The sequence below is a fragment of the Streptomyces sp. Ag109_G2-15 genome, from assembly GCF_900215565.1.
Classification (GTDB): Bacteria; Actinomycetota; Actinomycetes; order Streptomycetales; family Streptomycetaceae; genus Streptomyces; species Streptomyces diastatochromogenes.
The window spans coordinates 1,653,405-1,674,692 of record NZ_OCNI01000002.1 but is presented as its reverse complement, the minus strand read 5'-3'; the positions used below and the strand labels follow the sequence as shown (position 1 = coordinate 1,674,692).

Below are 21,288 nucleotides of genomic sequence, written 5' to 3'. Positions count from 1 at the left end.
CCCCGCGCCGGAACCCCACGGCGCGGGGACCTCACGCGTCCGCCCGCTCGGGCCGCCAGCCCAGTGCCCGCGAGATCCCCCGCGCAGCCAGCCGCACCGCCGGTATCAACACCGGTACCTGAGCGCTCTCTTGGGGCACCACGACGGATACCGCCGCGACCACACCGCCGCCCGCTCCGCGCACCGCGGACGCCACCGACAGGGCGTCGTCGGTGATCTGACGGTTGCTCACCGCAGCGCCGGTGCGGCGTACTCCGGCCAGGGTGCGGCGCAGGTGTGCCGGGTCGGTGATCGTGTACGGGGTGAAGGAGGTGAGCGGGCCGGTGCAGTACTCCTCCTGGAAGCCGGGGTCGCCGTGGGCGAGGAGGGCGAGGCCGACTCCGGTGGCGTGCAGCGGCCAGCGGGCGCCGACCCGGATGTGCACGCCGACCGCCGAACGCCCCGACAGCCACTCGATGTAGACGACCTGCGCTCCGTCGCGGACCGCCAACTGCACGTTCTCGTGGGTCGCTTCGTACAGGTCCTCCAGGTACGGCAGCGCGATCTGCCGCAGTGCCAGGCCGCGCGGGGCGAGGGCGGCCACCTCCCACAGCCGCAGGCCCACGTGGTAGACCCCGTCGTCGTCCCGCTCCAGGGCACCCCACGTGGTGAGCGCGTGCACCAGCCGGTGCGCGGTGGTCAGGCTGAGCCCGGCCCGGCGGCTGATGTCCGTCAGGGACAGCGCCGGGTGCGCGTGGTCGAACGCGGCGAGCACGGCCAGCAGCCGCTCGGGTGCGGAGCGGGCGGAGCGGACCGGCTCACCGGTCATGGCCGGTCGGCGACCCGTAGCAGCAGGGAGTGCAGCGTCTCGCGCTCCGCGGGGTCGAGCGGGCCCAGCAGGTCGTTGGTGACGCGCCGGCCCGCCTCGTCCGTGCCGCGCAGGAAGGCACGCCCGTCCTCGGTGAGGACGACGATCTTGCTGCGGCGGTCGTCGGGAGAGGGGCGCCGTTCGGTGAAGCCGAGCTTCTCCAGATCGTCGACCAGGCCCACGATGGCGCTCGGGTCGTAGCCGAGCCGGATGCTCAGCTCGCGCTGCAGGGCGCCGTCGGAGCCGGCCAGGAACCGCAGCACCGCGTAGTGGCGCAGCCGCAGCCCCGACTCCTGCAGAAAGGCGTTGAACAGCTGCCCGGAGCGCAGGCCCAGACGGTACAGCAGGTAGCCGGTGTCCGCGTGCAGCCCGCGCATCCACGGCTCGTCCGCGTCGATCGGTGTCGGGTCGTTCGTGTGCCGGGGGCTGATGACGGACTCCCTGTCTCGGTTCCTGCGAGCGGTACGGATCCCAGCATGCCGCATCCGAAGGTTCGCAACAACTATTGACGACAACAATTATTGCTCTTAGCTTCGATCTCACCCGCTTCCCAGCCGAAGGGACCCGCACGTGCCCCCCATCGATCTCACCGGCAAGGCCGCTGTCGTCACCGGCAGCGGCCGGGGCCTCGGCCTCGCCTACGCCCACGCCCTCGCCGCCCACGGCGCCTCGGTGGTCGTCAACGACGTCGACGAGGCCGTGGCCGAGCAGGCCGTGAAGTCGATCACCGAGGCCGGCGGCACCGCCGTGGCCGAGGTGGTCCCGGTCGGCACCGCCGAGGCCGCCGACCGGCTGGTCGCCCGCGCGGTCGAGGAGTTCGGCCGGCTCGACGTCCTGGTCACCAACGCCGGCATCCTGCGCGACAAGGTGCTGTGGAAGATGACCGACGACGACTTCGACGCCGTGGTCACCACCCACCTCAAGGGCACCTTCACCTGCGCCCGCGCCGCCGCCGTCCGGATGCGCGAGCAGGGCGAGGGCGGCACCCTGATCCTGGTCGGCTCCCCGGCCGGGCAGCGCGGCAACTTCGGGCAGACCAACTACGCCGCCGCCAAGGCCGGCATCGCCGCCATGGCCCGTACCTGGTCGATGGAGCTGGCCCGCGCGCAGATCACCGTCAACGCGATCGTGCCGGTCGCCGCGACCGCGATGACCGAGACGATCCCGGCCTTCGCCCCCTACGTCGAGGCGATGCGGGACGGCGCGCCGCTGCCGGACTTCCTGCGCAAGGGCGAGGGATTCGGCACCCCCGAGGACTGTGCGGCCCTCGTGCCCTTCCTCGCCTCCGAGGCGGCGCGCGGCATCACCGGCCAGGCCATCGGTATCGGCGGGGACAAGGTGGCACTCTGGTCGCATCCGCAGGAGATCCGGGCGGCGTACGCGAACGGCGGCTGGAGCCCCGAGGCGCTGGCCGACGCCTGGCACACGTCGGTGGGCGCCGAACCCCAGACGGTCGGCATTCCCGCTCCGAAGATCCCGGAGGCGTGATGGACATCGACGACCTGGTCGCGATCGACGTCCACACCCATGCGGAGGTGTCCTCGAAAGGCCACTCCTCCCTGGACGACGACCTGCACGACGCCTCCTGCGCCTACTTCAAGGTCGAGGGCAAGCGGAAGCCCACCCTGGAGGAGACGGCCGCCTACTACCGCGAGCGGAAGATGGCCGCGGTGATCTTCACGGTGGACGCCGAGTCCGCCACCGGCACCGCGCCCGTCCCGAACGAGGAGGTCGCCGAGGCCGCGGCCGCCAACTCCGACGTCCTCATCCCCTTCGCCTCCATCGACCCCTTCCGCGGGAAGGCCGGCGTGCGGCAGGCCCGGCGGCTGGTGGAGGAGTACGGGGTGAAGGGCTTCAAGTTCCACCCCAGCATCCAGGGCTTCTTCCCCAACGACCGCGCGGTGGCGTACGCGCTGTACGAGGTGATCGAGGAGACCGGCACGATCGCCCTGTTCCACACCGGCCAGACCGGCATCGGCGCGGGCGTGCCCGGCGGGGGCGGCATCCGCCTGAAGTACTCCAACCCCCTGCACGTGGACGACGTCGCCGCCGACTTCCCGCAGCTGAAGATCATCCTGGCGCATCCCTCGTTCCCCTGGCAGGACGAGGCCCTGGCCGTCGCCACGCACAAGCCGGGCGTGCACATCGACCTGTCCGGCTGGTCGCCGAAGTACTTCCCGCCGCAACTGGTGCAGTACGCCAACACGCTGCTGAAGGACAAGGTCCTGTTCGGCTCCGACTTCCCCGTCCTCACCCCGGACCGCTGGCTCGCCGACTTCGCGAAGCTGTCCGTCAAGGACGAGGTCAGGCCGAGGATCCTCAAGGAGAACGCCGCCCGCCTGCTCGGGCTGACCAAGCCATAAGGGGCCGTAGATGCGCAATGAGGGACTGGGGTCGTGGCCCGCACGCCGGGCCCGCAAGACCCCGCACCGTACCGCCCTGATCCACGGCGGCACCTCGCTCACGTACGCGCAGCTGTACGACCGCACCACCCGCCTCGCCCACGCCCTGCGCTCCCGGGGCGTCCGGCGCGGCGACCGCATCGCCTACCTCGGCCCCAACCACCCCTCCTACCTGGAGACCCTCTTCGCGGCCGGCACGCTCGGCGCGGTCTTCGTCCCGCTCAACACCCGCCTGGCGGGCCCGGAGATCGCCTTCCAGCTCACCGACTCGGGCGCGAGGGCACTCGTCTACGGCCCCTCGCACGCGGGCCTGGTCGCCGGACTGCCGGGCGACACCGACGTGCGTGAGTATGTCGAGGTGGGCGCCGAGTACGAGGCGGCGATCACCTCCGCGGCGACCGACCCGATCGACGAGCCGGTCACCCCCGACGACACCTGCATCATCATGTACACCTCGGGGACGACCGGCCGCCCCAAGGGCGCGATGCTCACCCACTCCAACCTGACCTGGAACGCGATCAACGTCCTCGTCGACACCGACCTGATCGCCGACGAACGCGCCCTGGTCTCCGCGCCGTTGTTCCACACGGCCGGCCTGAACATGCTGACGCTGCCCGTGCTGCTGAAGGGCGGCACCTGCGTCCTGGTCGAGTCCTTCGACCCCAACGCCACCTTCGACCTGATCGAAGAGCACCGGATCACCTTCATGTTCGGGGTGCCGACGATGTTCGAGCAGGTGGCCCGGCACCCGCGCTGGCCGGACGCCGACCTGTCGTCGCTGAGGATCCTGACCTGCGGCGGCTCCCCGGTCTCGACCCCGCTCATCGCCGCCTACCAGGAGCGCGGGCTCACCTTCCTCCAGGGCTACGGCATGACGGAGGCGTCCCCCGGCACGCTCTTCCTGGACGCGGAACACGCGGTCAGCAAGGCCGGGTCGGCCGGAGTCCAGCACTTCTTCAGCGACGTACGCGTCGTGCGGCCTGACTTCACGCCGGTCGACGTCGGTGAGACCGGCGAGGTCGTGGTCCGTGGTCCGCATGTCATGCCCGGCTACTGGGGGCTGCCCGAGGAGACGGCCGCCTCGTTCGCGGACGGCTGGTTCCGCAGCGGGGACGCGGCCCAGGTCGACGAGGACGGGTACGTCCATGTCGTCGACCGCATCAAGGACATGATCATTTCCGGCGGCGAGAACATCTACCCGGCCGAGATCGAGGACCTGCTGCTCTCCCACCCCGACATCGTCGAGTGCGCGGTCATCGGCGTGCCGGACGACAAGTGGGGCGAGGTGCCGCGCGCGGTCGTGGTGCCCCGCGAGGGTGCCTCGGTCGACCCCGACGAGGTACTGGCCTCGCTGGCCGGACGCCTCGCCAAGTACAAGATCCCGAAGTCGGTGGTCCTCGCGGACGAACTCCCGCGCACCGCCTCCGGGAAGCTCCTCAAGTCCCGCGTGCGCAAGCGCTACGGCACCAACTCCTAGCGAAGGAAAGCCATATGAGCGTCACCGTCAACGGCATCGACGAACTGAAGAAGCTCGCGGGCAGCGACCTGGGCACCAGCGAGTGGATCGAGGTCACCCAGGAGCGCATCGACACCTTCGCCGACGCCACCGGCGACCACCAGTGGATCCACGTGGACCCCGAACGCGCCAAGGAGGGCCCCTTCGGCGCCCCGATCGCCCACGGCTACCTCACCCTCTCCCTGTTCATCCCGCTCTTCACCGAGCTGCTGGACGTCCAGGGCGTGACCACGAAGGTCAACTACGGGCTGAACAAGGTCCGTTTCCCCTCCCCGGTGAAGGTGGGCTCGCGCATCCGGCTCACCGCGCGGCTCGCCTCCGTGGAGGACGTGCCGGGCGGGGTGCAGATCGCCGTCGACGGCACGATAGAGATCGACGGCGGCGGGAAGCCCGCCGCCGTCCTGCAGAGTCTCTCCCGCTTCTACGCGTGAGCGGTCACCGCTGCACGTCGACGAAGACGGGGTTGGAATAGAACCACGTGTCGGCCCACGGGTCACCGTTTCCGGGCTCGTGGGGGACCGGCCCGTGCGGGTCGATCGCGGCGCCGAGGTAGCCGGCGCCGTGCCGGTTGCCGTCGCTGCCGCGCAGGCGTACGTAGAACGACTCGTCCCCGGCGGTCAGCGGGATGCGCAGGGTGTACGTGCCGGTGCGGCCGCTGACGTCCCTGGTCTCGACGACCTTGGTGTCCGGCGCCTGCCAGCTGTCGCGGTCGGCGACCGGGCCGCGCACCGCGCCCCGGATCACGTCGACGTGCGCCAACTTGGGCAGGATTCCCTGCGGGTTGGCCCGGGAGGCGGTGGTCACCGTCACGTACAGCGTGATCTTCTCGCCCTTGCGCACGCGGAGCCGGCCGCCCAGCGTGACCCCCCGCCCGAAGTCGCAGTCCCGCTTCAGCCGCACGTCGAGCCCGTCGAGCAGATGCCCGTGGTCCAGCCAGACGCGGCCCGCGCGCAGGCCCGCCATCACGGCGCGGTAGCCGTAGCGGGTCACGCCGACGTGGGTCCGGCTGAACTCGCCGGGCCAGAAGTCGCTGCCGGGCTGCGGGGTGTCGGTGTCGACCGGGTCGGGCAGCTTCCCGGTGTTGTCGAAGTTCTGGCCGGGCTGCCAGTCGCCGTTCTTCCAGGTGTCGAAGACGGTGCGGTGGTTGTCGGAGTTGGTGGTGATCGAGAACAGCCGGCCCTCGGCCAGCATCGAGTCCCACAGACCGCCGACCGTCGCGGTGGCCCAGTCGAAGCCGCCGTAGGTGAGGTAGGCGTCCGTCGGGTAGCCGGCGAAGGAGTTCGCGGAGGGCTTGTTCTCGTACTCGCCGCGGATCGACGTCGCGCCGCGCCAGCCGGGGATGGCCGCGCCCTGGGCGCCGGGCGCGCCCTCCATGCCGATCATGATCTCGGGGGCCGCGTCGCGCCAGTTGCGCATCTCGTGCGGGGAGTCGATGCCGAGGCGCAGCGGGTGGTTCGCGAGGACGAGGACGTCGTCGACGTAGCCGGTGCGGCGCTGCTCGGCCAGCCACTGGATGGCCTTGACGGCATGGGCCTCGTTGCGGGCGGTGTTGGCGTTGCCCGGGGCGCCGTCGGTGTAGCCGAGCAGCTTGCCGTCGTAGGCCAGCTCGAACTGGGTGAGCAGGTCGACCTCGTGGGGGCCCGGGGCCGCGAAGATCGTGCAGTGTTCGGCGGCCGGGATGTACCACTCCAGGCCCTGGAAGATCAGCTGGCGCGGGTTCTCGGCGCGGGCCTTGAGGATCTCCTGGTGCTCCAGCGCGGCGCCGTAGTGGGCGTGGCCGAAGTTGGAGTGCTCGTTGAACACCATCCAGTCCAGGCCGTACCTGGCGGCGGCCTGGGCCTGCTGCGAGAACGTGTACTTGGCGTCGTGGCTGTAGACGGAGTGGACGTGGTGGTCGCCCACGAGGTAGGCGAGGCGCGGGTCGTCGCCGCCGAAGCCCTTCTTGTCGGAGGCGGAGGCGGAGGCCGAGGCGAAGGCCGGCGTCGCGGCCGGACCCAGGGCGAACGCGGCCCCGAACAGGCCGGCGCGGTGGAGGAGTCCGCGTCTCGACACGCCCTGCGCGTCGAGGGATGCGGGGGAGACGGACGGGTCGGCCCAGGAGGGCAGCTGCTGCTCGGTCATGATCGTGAAAAGTCCTCTTCGAGGGCGTCAGTGGTTCATGAAGGAGGTGACGGGCAGCGCCCGTTCGACGATGCGCACGTCGCCGAGGCGGCCGTGCAGGATCTGGTCGATCTTGCCTGCGTACTCGTAGCCGCCGAGCAGCCAGGGCAGACCGACGGAGGTGATCCCGACGGCCGGCGCCGTGGGGTTGCGGACGACCGGGCAGCCCTCGACGTACAGCGTGGTGTGCTGCCCGTCGTTGACGACCGCCAGATGCCACCAGGTCTCCAGCGGCGTCTCCTGCCCCCAGTTGGTGGCGATCCCCTCCTGGTTGAGCGGACGCATCGCCCACTGTGGCTCCCGGTCGTTCGACAGGGACAGCGTGGCCAGCGGCTCGTCGGGGTCGTCGCCGGTCTTCCCGGCGGCGCCGCCCGTGCCGGTGCGGCTGACGACGCCGGACCAGGCGTGGTGCGAGGGGTCCCAGTCGGCGGGGAGGCGGTAGAAGGCCTCGATGGTGTAACCCGCCTTGAACGTTGCCGAGTTGAGGGGCGCGCCGTCGACCGTGCGCAGATACGCCCCCTTCAGCGGGGACTTGAAGCCCTGGAACTCCAGGCTGCCGTGGCCCGGCTGGTCGGGGTGGTGGTCCGCCGACCAGGTCAGCGTGCCGCCGCCGACCGTGACGAGCGTGAGGTCGTTGCCGCGCCCGGACAGGTCACGGACCGTACCGCTCACGCCCGTACCGGCGCCCTCGTTCTCGTGTTCGTCGAAGCGCCAGTAGGCGACCGTGCCGGGGACGACCATCCGGGACGCGGGGCGCGCCGGACGTGCGGGGACCGGGGCGAAGCCGGAGAAGCGGGCGGTGAAGTCGATGCCGACGGAGAACCGGTCGGCGTCCCCGCTCAGCTCGATCTCCTGCCGCTCCAGCTCGTTGAGCCCCTTCGCGGCCCGGCCCAGGATCCAGGGCGAGACCGTCTCCACGTCGATGACGCCCCGGTCCAGGTCGAAGCGGTACAGGCGGATCATCGCCGCGCCGCCGAAGTACCGGTTCTGGTAGTTGGTCAGGTGCAGGTGCACCTCGTTGCCGGCCGCGTTCTTGCGGGTCGCGCGGCCCGCGGGCCAGTAGTGGCCGTTCAGGGTCAGGAAGATCTGGTCGTGGTCCTCGATCAGCCGGTCCCACAGCTGCTGCCCGTAGGCCGACAAGGTGTCGTCCTCGACGACCAGTTCGTGCGTGGTGAGGATGACGGGCGTCTTCGGGTGCTGGGCGAGGACGTCCTTCGCCCAGGCGTACCCCTTCGCCGACAGCCGCCAGTCCAGCGCCAGCACCATCCACTCCCGTCCGCCGGCCCGGAAGAGGTGGTAGGTGTTGTAGCCGTCGGGCGAGGCCCCGCCGAACGTCTTCCTGCCCTGGAACCGCTGCGGCCCGAAGGTGTCCAGGTACGCCGTCGCACCGCGCTGGTCGTCCGTCGAGGACCGCACGTCGTGGTTGCCGGCGAGGACGCTGTAGCCGACGCCCCGCCGGTCGAGGATCCCGAACGCCTCGCCGATCGCGGCGCATTCGTCCTTGGCACCGTTCTGGGTGAGGTCACCGAGGTGGGACAGGAAGACGATGTTCTCCTCCCTGCCGTGCTCCAGCAGATAGCGCAGGGACGCCTCGACGGGCGCCTTGTCGATGCTCGGTCCGTCGAAGAGGTACTGGGTGTCGGGCATCACCGCGATGGTGAAGCGGCGGCTCTCCGGATCGGGCCGCCAGTGGGAGGCCGACGCGGGCGCCGCCTCGGCGGCGGTCGGCAGCGCGACGCCGGCCGTGGCGGCGGCGCCGAGCAGCGCCGTGGCCCTGAGGAAGCCGCGCCTTCCGGCTCCGGCCTGCGCGGCCTCGCCCTGGGGGTGGTCATGCGAAGTACACACGTCTGCTCCGTGAGAGGGGTGAAGGGGAGAGGAGGCGTGGGGGGAGTCAGAGAGCGCGCAGGGTCCAGCTCCAGCGGTGGATCCCGGCGGGGACGAGGTAGGAGGGGGCGGTGTCCGGGCCGCAGGACGCCGTGCCGAGGCCCCGGTGCGCGGCGTCCAGGTGCACCACGCAGCCCTGGCGCGGCACCAGTTCGTCGTGGTGCGCGGCGGCGGTCAGGTCCTCGGCGCGGTAGCGGGTGACGGACACCTGCCGTGGCTCGTCCAGCTCGACCGCGATCCCGGTCGCGTCGGACGCCGACAGCGTGAACCGCCGTACCCCGTGCCGGCCGCCGCTCTCCTGCGGGCGCAGATACGGCGTGAACAGCTCGTCCACGGGCAGCGCGTAATGGCCGACCGGCGCACCCGTCGAGCGGTCCGGGTACGACTCCCAGGGCCCCTGCCCGAACCACTCCAGCAGATCGAGCCCCGGCACCGTCTCGAACACCGAGCCGACCCGGGCCACATCGTCGAACTCGGGAGGCAGTTCGGCCGACTCGGCCACCCGGACGCCGCCCTCGACCGGCGTGAACTCCTGCCGGTGCCGTACGACACCGGCCGTCCCGGCGTACTCGGCGAGCACGGTCACCGTCTCGCCCTCGCGGCGCACCGAGACGACCTTGCGGACCAGGGCGTCCAGGCCCCAGGTGCGCCAGCGGCGGGCGATGCCGCCCAGTTCGTCGTTGTCGGTGGGCGCCCGCCACAGGGACAGCACCGGCGCGGCCGTCAGTAGCGGATGCACCAGCAGCCCGTCGTCGTCCACCCGCACCGTCCGCCCGGGCACGGCCGGCCCCGGCTCCGGTACGGCGGCCGCCCGCAGCCGCACCTGGGGCGCGCACACCTCCGTACCGCGCGGCGCCCACGCCTCGTCCTCGGCGGTCGTCACCCGCAGCGTCAGCCACGCCTCGCCGCCGTCCTCGGGCAGCGTGAACGGCAGCGGTACGGCGGCCGTCTCGCCGGGCCGCAGATCCGGCAGCTCGGCCGGCCCGGTCAGCACGCGACCGTCGGCCAGGGACAGCTCCCAGCCGGCCGCCAGCCAGTCCAGGCCGCGGAAGTGCTGATGGTTGGCGAGGACGATCCCCTCGTGCCGGTAGCACCGGATGCGGACCGGCGCCGCCAGCTCCCGGTGCTCGTACAGCACGGGCTTGGGCGTGCGGTCCGGGAAGACGACCCCGTCGGCGATGAAGGCACCGTCGTGGAGGGGCTCGCCGAAGTCGCCGCCGTACGCCCAGCGATGGCCGGGCGCGGCGACACCGTTGTCATACAGCCCGGCGCCCGCGCGCCCGGCCGGTCTTCCATCGCTCACGCGCTGCAGAATTCCGTGGTCCCAGAACTCCCAGATGAAGCCGCCCTGAAGACCCGGCGTTGACTCGATGGCCGCCCAGTGGTCGGCCAGGGTGCCGTTGCTGTTGCCCATCGCGTGCGAGTACTCGCACTGGATCAGCGGCTTGGTCTGCTCCCCGGACAGGGCGTGCGCCACACAGTCCTCGATCGGCGCGTACATCGGGCACGCGATGTCGGACGCCACGTCCGGATCCGCCCAGCCGCGCTTGGCGGCCCCCTCGTACTGGAGGGGCCGGGTCGGATCGTGCCGTCGCACCCAGCCGGCCGCCGCGTCGTGGTTCGCGCCGTAGTCGGACTCGTTGCCCAGCGACCAGATGATGACCGACGGGTGGTTCTTGTCGCGCAGCACCATCCGGGAGACCCGGTCCACGAACGCGTTCAGATAGCGCGGGTCGTCGGCGATCTCGTGCGCGTGGTCGTGCGACTCGATGTCGGCCTCGTCGACGACGTAGAGGCCCAGCTCGTCGGCGAGGTCGTAGAGGGCCGGGTCGTTCGGGTAGTGGGAGGTGCGGATCGCGTTGAAGCCGAACCGCTTGAGCAGGACAAGGTCCGCACGCATGTCGTTGTACGACACCGTCCGCCCGGTCAGCGGATGGAAGTCGTGCCGGTTCACGCCCCGGATGAACACACGCTCGCCGTTGACCAGCAGGTCCCGGCCGACGATCTCGACGTCGCGGAAGCCGACGCGGTGCCGCGAGGTGTCGGCGACCGTTCCGTCCGGGCGGTGCAGGCGGACGGTGAGGTCGTACAGCTCGGGGGTCTCGGCGTTCCAGGTGCGCACGTCGGGGATCGTGGCGTGGACACGGGCCTCTCCGAGGAAGTCGGAGACGCGGTCGTCCTCGGCGTTGACGCGGTCGAACTCCGTGTCCTGGGCGAGGAGCCGGCCGTCCAGATCGCCGCTGACGTACCACCCCTCGGGCAGCGCGCCGCGTGTGTCCCGCACCCGGCAGTCGACGCGCAGATCACCGTCGTACGCGGCCCGCACGGTCACGTCGGCGAGGTACAGGGGATCGGTGGCGTACAGCAGCACGGACCGGGTGATCCCGCCGTGCCACCACTGGTCCTGGTCCTCGATGTGCGAGGCGTCCGACCACTTCACGACGGTGAGTCGTACGACGGACCGCTCGCCGGGGCGCACGACGTCCGTGAGGTCGAACTCGGCGGCCAGGTGGGAGTCCTTGGAGATCCCGACGGGCCGACCGTCCACGTGCACGAGGAGCACGCTCTCGGCGGCCCCGACCTGAAGCACGATCCGGCGTCCGGCCCAGTCGTCGGGGACGTCCATCTCGCGCTCGTAGACGCCCGTCGGATTGGCCGCGGGCGACTGTGGCGGGAATTCTGTGTACGGCATACGGACGTTCGTGTACTGCGGAAGGTCGTCGGCACCGGCGGACTGCATGGTCCAGACGCCCGGGACGTACGACGACGACCAGGCACCGCCGACCGGCGCGTCCGGAGCGGGCAGCAGCTGGAATCGCCAGTCGCCGTCCAGGGGGAGTGCTCCGGAGCGCCGGTCGACGGCGTTCATGGGCAGCCGCCCCCGGGAGGTCACCTCGGGTGCCTCCCAGGGGCGCAGCGCGGACAGCGGGTCCGTCACTTGACGGCTCCCTTGCCCAGGTCGCCGATGATCTGCTTGGCGCCGATCGCGAAGACGATCAGCAGGGGGATGAGGGCGAGGAGTGCGCCGGTCATGACCATTCCGTAGTCCGTGGTGCCGTGGACGCCGTTGAGCTGGGACAGCGCCACCTGGAGGGTGACGTTGTCCGGGTTGGTGAGGGCGACCAGGGGCCAGGCGTAGTCGTTCCAGGTGCCCATGAAGGTGAAGATGCCGAGGAAGGCGAGCCCCGGCCGGACCACCGGGAGGGCCACGTGCCAGTACTGGCGCAGGAAGTTCGCCCCGTCGATGCGCGAGGCGTCGAGGAGTTCGTCGTGGATCGCGCTCCGCATGTACTGGCGCATCCAGAAGATGCCGAAGGCGTTGGCCGCCGCCGGCACGATCAGCGCCGTCATCGAGCCGATCCAGCCGATCTTCGCCATCATCACGAACTGCGGGATGATCGCCAGCTGCGTCGGCACCATGAAGATCAGCATGAGCAGCCCGAACAGCAGCCTGCGGCCCGGGAACTCGAACTTGGCGAAGACGAACGCTGCCAGCGAGTCGAACAGCAGGACCAGGAAGGTCACCGACGACGCCACCAGCAGCGAGTTCAGCATCGAGCCGAAGAAGTCGATGTTGTCGAAGAGGCTGCGGACGTTCTGCAGGAAGTGCGAGCCCGGCAGCAGCTTCGGCGGGTAGGAGAAGATCTCGGTCGCCGTGTGCGTCGACATGATGACGGCCCAGTAGAACGGGAAGGCCGACAGCAGCAGTCCGATGACGAGTACGGCGTGCAGCGCGATCCCTCTGCCGCGGGTTCCCTTGATGGATGCCATGGTGACGGGCCTGCCTATTCTTCGCCCCGGCGCTGCACCAGCCGCCAGTTGATGATCGAGAAGAGGACGACGACGAGGAAGATCCCCCAGGCCACGGCGGCGCCGTAGCCGAAGTCGTTGTTGTCGAAGGTCTGCTGGAAGAAGTAGAGGACCATGGTCCGGCCGGCGTGGCCCGGGCCGCCGGAGAACGTCGAGTCGTTCGAGGTGTTCTGCAGCAGCACCTGTGCCTCGGTGAAGCTCTGCAGGCCGGTGACCGTCGAGACGACGAGCACGAAGAGCAGGGTCGGCCGCAGCTGGGGCAGTGTGATCCGGAAGAACGTCTGCACGGGACCGGCGCCGTCCACCCGCGCCGCTTCGTACAGCTCGCTCGGGATGGTCTGCAGGCCGGCGAGGAAGATGATCGCGTTGTAGCCGGTCCACTGCCAGGTCATCAGTGTCGCGATGGCGACCTTGATGCCCCAAGGGGTGTTCAGCCACGCCACCTGGTCCAGGCCCACCGCCTGCAACAGGGCGTTCATCAGGCCGAAGTTGGTGGAGAAGGCCGAGCCGAAGACGATCGCGATGGCGACGACGGAGGTCACGTTCGGCAGGAAGTAGGCGAAGCGGTAGACGTTCTTGAAGCGGACCGCCGAGTTGAGCATCACGGCCGTGACCATCGCCAGGAAGATCATGGGGAAGGTGGCCAGCGCCCAGATGATGATCGTGTTCCCGATCGAGCTCCAGAAGTCGCTGTCGCTCAGCAGGTACCGGTACTGCGACAGACCCGCCCACTCCATCGAGCCGAGGCCGTCCCAGCGGTGGAAGGACAGATAGAGCGAGAAGCCGACGGGGATCAGGCCGAAGGCGAGGAACAGCAGATAGAAGGGGGAGATCGCGGCGTACAGGTGCCAGTACTTGCGGAAGCCCGTGCGGGGTCCGGCAGTCGAGGTCTGTTCCGCGATGACGGGAGGCTTCTCCAGAGCGGTGGCCATCAGTAGCTCACCCCCAGGTGCTTCGCGATGCGCCGGCACTTGCTCATGGCGTCACTCCAGGCCTTGTCCGGGTCCTTGCCGAGGACGCCGACGTTCTTGATCTCGTCCTTGATGGGCTGCCCGAGCGCCACGTCGTACGGGCTGTTGTAGGCGACCGCGATCTTCTGCGCGGCCGGCCCGAAGACGTCCGTCGTCACCTGGCCGCCGAAGAAGGGGTCGGGCTCGCGCAGTTGCTTCAGGCCGTAGGAGGCGGGCGTGGAGGGGAACAGACCCGCGTCGACGTAGCCCGAGGCCTGGTTGGCCGCGTCGAGCATCCACGCGATGATCTCGAAGGCCTGCTCGGGCTCCCGGCACTCCTTGGTGATCGACAGGAACGAGCCGCCGTTGTTGGAGGGCCGCACCGGCATGTCGGCGATCCGCCACTTGCCCTTGGTCTTCGGGTTGCCGTTCTTGATGTCGTACGTCGCCCAGGAAGCGCCGAGCTGACTGGGCAGCTTGCCGTCGTCCACCGCGGAGATCTGGTCCGGGGTGCCGGTGACGAGGTTCGAGACGATGCCGCGCCGCTTGGCCTCCACGGCCAGCGACCAGGCGCGCCGGACGTGCGCCTGGTCGCCGATGAAGTGCCGGTCCTTGTCGACGTACCGCTTGCTGCCCTGCTGCACCGCGTTCTCGAAGACGGCGTTGACGTCGGTGAGCAGATACGTGCCCGGGATCCGCTTCCTGAGCTGCTCGCCCGCCGCGAAGTACTTCTCCCAGGTGTCCAACTCCTTGGAGACGTCGGCGGGTTCGTACGGCAGTCCCGCCTTCCGGAACACCTGGTACTGGTAGAAGTGCGCGACCGGTCCGCAGTCGATCGGGAAGCCGACCATCGAGCCGTCGTCGGCGATGCCCTGCTCCCACTTCCACGCCAGGTACCGGCTCTTGTACTTCTCCGCCCCCAGCGTGCGCAGGTCCACGAACTGGTCCGCGTTGGGCAGATAGGACGCCATGTCCTCGCCCTTGAGGCCCGCGATGTCGGGGACATGGGCGTTCCCGGTCATCGTGGTGATCAGTTTTGACCGGTAGTAGCCGCCGATCTTGACGGCCTGCAGGTTCACCGTGGAGTCGTAACGGGCCTTGGCCTTCTTCAGGACCGTGTCGCCGAGGCCGCCGTCCCAGTACCACAGGACCATGTTCCGGCCGGTGGAGCCGGTCGGAACGGCACAGCCGGACGCCAGGCCGCCGAGCGCCGTGGCGGCCCCGGTGGCCAGGCCCGCGCGCAGCAGGCCTCTTCGTGAGAGCCGCACAGCTCCCACCGCCTTTCGGATCTGTTCGGGACTTCGCATGGGTGCGGGAGTGGGGGTCAGTACTGCCGTGCGGGGGGAGTGACGGGGGCGTACCGCACGGGCGGGCCCGGGTCCGCCGGGAGGCGGTCCGCGAGGAACCCGTACGCGCGCCCGAGGTCCGGGTCGGTCAGTGAGCGCCACCAGCGGTCGACCCCGTACCAGCCGGGTGCCGCCAGTGCCCCGCCGTGCCGCTGGACGGAGAGGCCGGCGGCCAGGACGGCGAACCGCAGCCGTTCCTCCAGGGGCCAGCCCGCGAGCGTGGCGGCGACGAAGCTCGCCCCGAACACGTCACCGGCGCCCGTCGCGTCCAGGACATCGATGTCGAGGGCCGGGACGTCCGCGTACTCGCCGGTGGTCTGGTCGACGGCGATCGCCCCGTCGCCGCCGCGCGTCACGACCGCCACCGGGACCAGCTCGGCCAGCGTGCCGAGGGCGGCGACGGCGCTGTCGGTGCGGGTGTAGGCCATCGCCTCGGCCTCGTTGGGGAGGAAGGCGTGGCACAGGGAGAGCTGGTCGAGGAGGTCACGGGACCACTGCTGGGTGGGGTCCCAGCCGACGTCGGCGTAGATGTGGGTGCCGTTGGCGGCGGCCTTGGCGAGCCAGGCGCGGGGCTCCGCCTCGATGTGGACGAGGGCGGTGCGCGCCTCGGGCGGGTCGCCCATGAGCGCGTCCTGCGAGTACGGCGGCTCGCTGCCGTGGGTGACCAGGGCCCGGTCGGAGATGGGGGTCCCTCCGCTCGAGCGCAGCCGAGAGTGGGGGAGTGCGAGGGAGACGGTGACCGGGGTGGGCCAGCCGTCCGCCCGGCGGGAGAGGGTGAGGTCGACGCCCTCCTGGCCGGCGAGGATCTCCTGGCAGTAGGCGCCGTAGAAGTCGTCGCCGAAGACGGTGGCGAGCGAGGTGCGCAGGCCGAACCGGGCGGCGGCCACCGCGAGGTTGGCTATGCCGCCGGGGCCGCAGCCCATGCCCGCCGTCCAGATCTCCTCGCCCGGCGTCGGCGGTCTGCCCAGACCCGTGAGGACGAGGTCGTAGAAGAGCAGCCCGGTCAGGAGCACATCGGGCCGGTCGTCGTCCACGGAGGCGTCCTCTCGTCGGAGTCGTTCAGAACCGCTCGTCAGAACTGTTCAAATTCGGTGCACGGAATCGTGCGCCGCTCCGGGAGTTTGGTCAATACCCGAGCAGAAGTGAGCATGGATTTGATTGAAGATGACGAGTAGTGTTCATGCCGTGCTGGCAGAACGACGACATCAACTCATCCTGCGGGCCCTGCGCTCCGGTGGCCCCGCGGCCGTGACCGATCTCTCCGAACAGCTGGGCGTGAGCCCCGCCACCATCAGGCGCGACCTGGTGAAGCTGGAGGAGGACGGCCTGCTCACCCGGGTCCATGGCGGCGCGGTCGTGGAGGAGGGCGACCAGCCCTTCGCCGAGGTCGCCGAGATGCGGGTGGCCGAAAAGGACGCCATAGCGGCGCGCGCGGCGGCGATGGTCGAGGACGGGCAGTCGGTGCTGCTCGACATCGGCACCACCGCCTACCGGCTCGCCCGCCAACTGCACGGCCGCCGGCTCACCGTGATCACCAGCAACCTGGTGGTCTACGAGGAGCTGGCCGACGACGAGGGCATCGAACTGGTGCTGCTCGGCGGCATGGTCCGCCGCGAGTACCGCTCCCTGGTCGGCTTCCTCACCGAGGACAACCTGCGCCAGCTGCACGCCGACTGGCTCTTCCTCGGCACCAGTGGGGTGCGCCCGGGCGGGCAGGTGATGGACACGACGGTCGTCGAGGTGCCGGTCAAGCGCGCGATGATCAAGGCCGGCGACCGGGTCGTGCTGCTCGCCGACGCGGCGAAGTTCCCGGGTACGGGGATGGCGAAGGTCTGCGGCCCGGAGGACCTGGACGTGGTGGTGACGAACGAGCCGGTCGACCCGGCGACCCGCTCCGCACTGGAGGAGGCGGGCGTCGAGGTGGTCCTGGCCGGAAGGGTGCAGACGTGAAGCTGACGATTCTGGGCGGCGGCGGATTCCGCGTGCCGCTCGTGTACGGGGCGCTGCTGACGGACCGCGCCGAGGGGCGGGTCACCGAGGTCGTGCTGCATGATCTGGACGACAGTCGACTGTATGCGGTCGCCCGTGTACTGGATGAACAGGCGTCGACCGTCGACGACGCCCCCCGTGTGACCGCCACGACCGACCTCGACGAGGCCCTGCGCGGCGCCGACTTCGTCTTCTCCGCGATCCGCGTCGGCGGCCTGGAGGGCAGGGCGAACGACGAACGGGTGGCCCTGGCCGAGGGAGTCCTCGGGCAGGAGACGGTCGGCGCGGGCGGGATCGCATACGGTCTGCGGACCGTCCCGGTCGCCGTCGACATCGCCCGGCGGGTGGCCCGCCTGGCCCCCGACGCCTGGGTCATCAACTTCACCAACCCGGCCGGACTGGTCACCGAGGCCATGTCCCGCCACCTCGGCGACCGGGTCATCGGCATCTGCGACTCGCCGGTCGGCCTCGGCCGCCGTATCGCCCGGGTCCTCGGCGCGAACCCGAACGAGGCATGGATCGACTACGTCGGCCTCAACCACCTCGGCTGGGTGCGCGGCCTGCGCGTCGCGGGCCGCGACGAACTCCCGCGCCTGCTCGCCGACCCGGGCCTGCTCGGCTCCTTCGAGGAGGGCAAGCTCTTCGGCGTCGACTGGCTGCAGTCCCTCGGCGCGATCCCCAACGAGTACCTGCACTACTACTACTTCAACCGCGAGGCCGTACGCGCCTACCAGCAGGCCGAGAAGACCCGCGGTGCCTTCCTGCGCGACCAGCAGGCGCACTTCTACGAGGAGGTCAAGCGGTCGGACGCCTCCGCCCTCGACGCCTGGGACCGCACCCGCGCAGAACGCGAGGCGACCTACATGGCCGAGAACCGGGAGACGGCCGGCGCCGGCGAACGCGACGCCGACGACCTCTCCGGCGGCTACGAGAAGGTGGCCCTGGCGCTGATGCGGGCCATCGCCCGGGACGAGCGCACGACCCTGATCCTCAACGTGCGCAACCGGTCCACCCTGTCGGTCCTCGACGCGGACGCCGTCATCGAGGTGCCGTGCCTGGTCGACGCCAACGGCGCCCACCCGGTCGCCGTCGATCCGCTGCCCGGCCACGCCACCGGCCTGGTGTGCGCGGTCAAGGCGGTCGAGCGCGAGGTGCTCGCCGCCGCCGAGTCCGGTTCGCGCACGACGGCCGTGAAGGCCTTCGCGCTGCACCCGCTGGTCGACTCGGTGAACGTGGCCCGCAGGCTGGTCGAGGGCTACACCGAGGTCCATCCCGGCCTGGCGTATCTTAAGTAAGCGCTTTCCCTCCCCGCTTCCTGGAGACTTCCATGCACGACGAACGCCGTCGGATCGAGGAGCGCGTTGAGCGCCTCCACAACCAGCGGATCAAGCCCGCGACCTACGCGGCCACCGTCCCCTTCGAGGTGGAGTCCTGGCAGGCCCCGGGGGAGCCGGTCTCCTTCGAGGAGGCCGCGGCCGCGCCGTACGAGCCCTTCGCGATGGGCACCCCGTGGGGCCCGCCCTGGGGTACGACCTGGTTCCGGATGCGCGGCCGGGTGCCCGACGGGTTCGCGGGCCGGCGCGTCGAGGCCGTCATCGACCTCGGCTTCGTGGGCGACTGGCCCGGCAACCAGGCCGAGGCGCTGGTGCACCTGACGAACGGGACACCGCTGAAGGCGGTCAACCCGCTCAACCAGTACGTGCCCATCGCCAACCCGGCGGCGGGCGGTGAGACGGTGGACTACCTGGTCGAGGCGGCCTCGAACCCGGACATCCTCGCCAACGACTTCGCGGGCCCGACCCCGCTCGGCGATGTGCTGACGGCGGGCGACCGTCCGCTGTACACGTTCCGGCGCGCCGACATCGCCGTCCTCGACGAGGAGGTCTGGCACCTCGACCTCGACGTCCAGGTGCTGCGCGAGCTGATGCTGGAGCTGGGCGAGCACGACCCGCGCCGGCACGAGATCATGCACGCCCTCGACCGGGCCATGGACCTGCTCGACCTGGACGACATCCCCGGCTCGGCGGCCGCCGTGCGCGAGGCGCTGAAGCCGGCCCTGTCCAAGCCCGCGAACGCGAGCGCGCACCGCCTCTCCGGTGTCGGCCACGCCCACATCGACTCGGCCTGGCTGTGGCCGATCCGCGAGACCAAGCGCAAGACGTCCCGCACCTTCTCCAACGTGACCTCCCTGGCCGACGAGTACGAGGAGTTCGTCTTCGCCTGCTCGCAGGCCCAGCAGTACGAGTGGGTGCGCGACAACTACCCGCACGTGTGGGCCCGGATCCAGGAGTCCGTGAAGAAGGGCCAGTGGGCGCCGGTCGGCGGCATGTGGGTGGAGGCCGACGGCAACCTGCCCGGCGGCGAGGCCATCGCCCGCCAGCTCATCCACGGCAAGCGGTTCTTCATCGAGCACTTCGGCATCGAGACCAAGGGCGTCTGGCTACCGGACTCCTTCGGCTACACCGCCGCCTACCCGCAGCTCGCCAAGCTCGCCGGCAACGACTGGTTCCTCACCCAGAAGATCTCCTGGAACCAGACCAACAAGTTCCCCCACCACACCTTCTGGTGGGAGGGCATCGACGGCACCCGCATCTTCACCCACTTCCCGCCGATCGACACCTACAACGCCCGCTTCAGCGGCGAGGAGATGTCCCGCGCGGTCCGCAACTACAGCGAGAAGGGCGGCGCCACGCGCTCGCTCGCGCCCTTCGGCTGGGGCGACGGCGGTGGCGGCCCCACCCGCGAGATCATGGAACGGGCCCGGCGGCTGAAGGACCTGGAGGGCTCCCCGAAGGTCGAGATCGAGCACCCCGACGCGTTCTTCGCGAAGGCCCGCGCCGAGTACCCGGACGCCCCGGTCTGGGTCGGCGAGCTGTACCTGGAGCTGCACCGCGCCACCTACACCTCCCAGGCCCGCACCAAGCAGGGCAACCGACGCAGCGAACACCGGCTGCGCGAGGCCGAGTTGTGGGCGACGACGGCCGCGCTGCACGCGCCGGGCTACTCCTACCCGTACGAGAAGCTCGACCGCCTCTGGAAGACGGTCCTGCTGCACCAGTTCCACGACATCCTGCCCGGCTCGTCCATCGCCTGGGTGCACCGTGAGGCGGAGGCCGAATACGCCCGCGTGGCCGGGGAGCTGGAGGAGCTGACCGCCGAGGCGGTGGCCGCGCTCGGCGCCGGCGGGACCCGCGCCTTCAACACCAGCCCGTACGACCGCGCCGAGGTCGTCCGCACGCCCGAGGGCGCACCGGCGTACGTGCGGGTGCCCGCGAACGGCAGCGCGCCCCTCGGGGACACGGAGCCCCCGCAGCCGGTCACGGTCGGCGGCCGCGTCCTCGACAACGGTCTGGTCCGGGTACAGGTGGCGGAAGACGGAACACTGTCGTCTGTATACGATCTACGGGCGCATCGCGAAGTCCTCGCCGAGCCGGGCAACCTCCTGCGCCTCCATACCGACCTCCCCAACTACTGGGACGCCTGGGACATCGACAAGCACTACAAGAACCGGTACACGGACCTCCTGGACGCCGACTCCGTCACCGTCGTCGAGGAGTCCCCGCTCGTCGGCGCGATCCGCGTCACGCGCTCCTTCGGCAAGGGCTCGACCATCACCCAGACGATCACCGTCCGCGCGGGCAGCCCCCGTATCGACATCGAGACGGACATCGACTGGCACGAGGCCGAGAAGATCCTCAAGGCCGCCTTCCCGGTGGACGTCCGCGCCCCGCACTCCTCGGCCGAGATCCAGTTCGGCCACGTCCAGCGCCCCACCCACACCAACACCAGCTGGGAGGCGGCCCGTTTCGAGGTCTCCGGCCACCGCTGGGTGCACATCGCCGAGCCCGGCTACGGCGTCGCGGTCCTCAACGACTCGACGTACGGCCACGACGTCTCCCGCACGGTCCGCGAGGACGGCGGTACGACCACCACGGTCCGCCTGAGCCTGGTGCGCGCCCCGCGCGTCCCGGACCCGGGCGCCGACCAGGGCCGGCACCGCTTCACCTACTCCCTGCTGCCCGGCGCGGACATCGCGGACGCGGTCGCCGAGGGCTACGCGCTGAACCTCCCGCTGCGGGTGGCCGAGGCGGCGGGTGCACCGGAGCCGGTGGTCTCGGTGGACGGCGAGGGCGTGACGGTCGAGGCGGTCAAGCTCGCCGACGACCACTCCGGTGACGTCGTCGTACGGCTCTACGAGTCCCGGGGCGGCCGGGCGAGCGGTGTGCTGCGCACCGGATTCCCGCTCGCCGGCGCCCAGGTCGCCGACCTGCTGGAGCGGCCGCTGGAGGACGCGGCCGTGGCGGCCGACGGTGGCGTCTCCGTCGCGCTGCGGCCCTTCCAGATCCTGACCCTGCGGCTGCGGCGTGCCGAGGTGAGCTGACCC

16 protein-coding genes are annotated in these 21,288 nt (G+C 70.7%); 7 read left to right on the top strand and 9 right to left on the bottom strand.

Annotated features, from left to right (window positions below; genetic code table 11):
- Positions 1–31: 31 nt before the first annotated feature.
- Entirely contained in the window at positions 32–808 is a 777-nt protein-coding gene (locus CRP49_RS43985; protein WP_097258921.1) for an IclR family transcriptional regulator, read from the bottom strand.
- Entirely contained in the window at positions 805–1,224 is a 420-nt protein-coding gene (locus CRP49_RS43980) for a MarR family winged helix-turn-helix transcriptional regulator (RefSeq protein ID WP_097258920.1), read from the bottom strand. The genes CRP49_RS43985 and CRP49_RS43980 overlap by 4 nt, the downstream gene beginning before the upstream one ends.
- 193 nt (positions 1,225–1,417) lie before the next feature.
- On the opposite strand from CRP49_RS43980, the gene CRP49_RS43975 reads away from it, so the two are divergent.
- The 4 genes from CRP49_RS43975 to CRP49_RS43960 are packed head-to-tail and all read left to right on the top strand — an operon-like array spanning position 1,418 to position 5,196.
- Complete coding sequence (locus CRP49_RS43975; protein WP_097258919.1) at positions 1,418–2,335, top strand: SDR family NAD(P)-dependent oxidoreductase; 918 nt, start codon at positions 1,418–1,420, stop codon at positions 2,333–2,335.
- Complete coding sequence (locus CRP49_RS43970) at positions 2,335–3,210, top strand: amidohydrolase family protein (protein ID WP_097258918.1); 876 nt, start codon at positions 2,335–2,337, stop codon at positions 3,208–3,210. The genes CRP49_RS43975 and CRP49_RS43970 overlap by 1 nt, the downstream gene beginning before the upstream one ends.
- A 10-nt stretch (positions 3,211–3,220) precedes the next feature.
- Entirely contained in the window at positions 3,221–4,726 is a 1,506-nt protein-coding gene (locus CRP49_RS43965) for a long-chain fatty acid--CoA ligase (RefSeq protein WP_097258917.1), read from the top strand.
- Positions 4,727–4,740: 14 nt separating this feature from the next.
- Positions 4,741–5,196, top strand: coding sequence for a MaoC family dehydratase (locus tag CRP49_RS43960; protein ID WP_094220974.1), 456 nt, complete (start codon positions 4,741–4,743; stop codon positions 5,194–5,196).
- 4 nt (positions 5,197–5,200) lie between these two features.
- Here CRP49_RS43960 and CRP49_RS43955 read toward each other — a convergent pair whose 3' ends face one another.
- From CRP49_RS43955 to CRP49_RS43925, 7 genes are read right to left on the bottom strand one after another with little or no spacing between them, the layout of a single operon-like run.
- Entirely contained in the window at positions 5,201–6,886 is a 1,686-nt protein-coding gene (locus CRP49_RS43955) for a PHP domain-containing protein (RefSeq protein ID WP_097258916.1), read from the bottom strand.
- 27 nt (positions 6,887–6,913) lie between these two features.
- The gene (locus tag CRP49_RS43950; RefSeq protein ID WP_097258915.1) at positions 6,914–8,770 is read right to left on the bottom strand and encodes a LamG-like jellyroll fold domain-containing protein; all 1,857 of its coding nucleotides are present in this window, start codon (positions 8,768–8,770) and stop codon (positions 6,914–6,916) included.
- A 46-nt stretch (positions 8,771–8,816) separates the two neighbouring features.
- A complete protein-coding gene (locus CRP49_RS43945) occupies positions 8,817–11,747 on the bottom strand; it encodes a glycoside hydrolase family 2 TIM barrel-domain containing protein (RefSeq protein WP_097258914.1) in 2,931 nt (976 codons plus the stop codon).
- Positions 11,744–12,580 (bottom strand): carbohydrate ABC transporter permease, encoded by an 837-nt coding sequence (locus CRP49_RS43940; RefSeq protein WP_097258913.1) that lies wholly within the window; start codon positions 12,578–12,580, stop codon positions 11,744–11,746. Before CRP49_RS43940 ends, CRP49_RS43945 begins: the two co-directional genes overlap by 4 nt.
- A gap of 14 nt (positions 12,581–12,594) precedes the next feature.
- Positions 12,595–13,551 (bottom strand): carbohydrate ABC transporter permease, encoded by a 957-nt coding sequence (locus tag CRP49_RS43935; protein ID WP_097258912.1) that lies wholly within the window; start codon positions 13,549–13,551, stop codon positions 12,595–12,597.
- The gene (locus tag CRP49_RS43930) at positions 13,551–14,837 is read right to left on the bottom strand and encodes an ABC transporter substrate-binding protein (protein WP_097258911.1); all 1,287 of its coding nucleotides are present in this window, start codon (positions 14,835–14,837) and stop codon (positions 13,551–13,553) included. The genes CRP49_RS43935 and CRP49_RS43930 overlap by 1 nt, the downstream gene beginning before the upstream one ends.
- 56 nt (positions 14,838–14,893) lie before the next feature.
- Positions 14,894–15,949 (bottom strand): carbohydrate kinase family protein, encoded by a 1,056-nt coding sequence (locus CRP49_RS43925; RefSeq protein WP_097258910.1) that lies wholly within the window; start codon positions 15,947–15,949, stop codon positions 14,894–14,896.
- 151 nt (positions 15,950–16,100) lie between these two features.
- On the opposite strand from CRP49_RS43925, the gene CRP49_RS43920 reads away from it, so the two are divergent.
- The 3 genes from CRP49_RS43920 to CRP49_RS43910 are packed head-to-tail and all read left to right on the top strand — an operon-like array spanning position 16,101 to position 21,285.
- Positions 16,101–16,865, top strand: coding sequence for a DeoR/GlpR family DNA-binding transcription regulator (locus tag CRP49_RS43920; protein WP_097258909.1), 765 nt, complete (start codon positions 16,101–16,103; stop codon positions 16,863–16,865).
- A complete protein-coding gene (locus CRP49_RS43915; RefSeq protein ID WP_097258908.1) occupies positions 16,862–18,199 on the top strand; it encodes a 6-phospho-beta-glucosidase in 1,338 nt (445 codons plus the stop codon). The genes CRP49_RS43920 and CRP49_RS43915 overlap by 4 nt, the downstream gene beginning before the upstream one ends.
- Positions 18,200–18,231: 32 nt before the next feature.
- Positions 18,232–21,285 carry an alpha-mannosidase gene (locus CRP49_RS43910; RefSeq protein WP_097258907.1) on the top strand — a complete coding sequence of 1,018 codons (3,054 nt, stop codon included), beginning with the start codon at positions 18,232–18,234 and terminating at the stop codon, positions 21,283–21,285.
- Positions 21,286–21,288: the final 3 nt, after the last annotated feature.

What these genes read in the sequence shown, in the direction of transcription:
- CRP49_RS43985 (WP_097258921.1), bottom strand. Translation starts at nt 808, where the DNA reads ATGACCGGTGAGCCGGTCCGCTCCGCCCGCTCCGCACCCGAGCGGCTG.
- CRP49_RS43980 (WP_097258920.1), bottom strand. Translation starts at nt 1,224, where the DNA reads ATGCGCGGGCTGCACGCGGACACCGGCTACCTGCTGTACCGTCTGGGC.
- CRP49_RS43970 (WP_097258918.1), top strand. Translation starts at nt 2,335, where the DNA reads ATGGACATCGACGACCTGGTCGCGATCGACGTCCACACCCATGCGGAG.
- CRP49_RS43965 (WP_097258917.1), top strand. Translation starts at nt 3,221, where the DNA reads ATGCGCAATGAGGGACTGGGGTCGTGGCCCGCACGCCGGGCCCGCAAG.
- CRP49_RS43960 (WP_094220974.1), top strand. Translation starts at nt 4,741, where the DNA reads ATGAGCGTCACCGTCAACGGCATCGACGAACTGAAGAAGCTCGCGGGC.
- CRP49_RS43955 (WP_097258916.1), bottom strand. Translation starts at nt 6,886, where the DNA reads ATGACCGAGCAGCAGCTGCCCTCCTGGGCCGACCCGTCCGTCTCCCCC.
- CRP49_RS43940 (WP_097258913.1), bottom strand. Translation starts at nt 12,580, where the DNA reads ATGGCATCCATCAAGGGAACCCGCGGCAGAGGGATCGCGCTGCACGCC.
- CRP49_RS43935 (WP_097258912.1), bottom strand. Translation starts at nt 13,551, where the DNA reads ATGGCCACCGCTCTGGAGAAGCCTCCCGTCATCGCGGAACAGACCTCG.
- CRP49_RS43910 (WP_097258907.1), top strand. Translation starts at nt 18,232, where the DNA reads ATGCACGACGAACGCCGTCGGATCGAGGAGCGCGTTGAGCGCCTCCAC.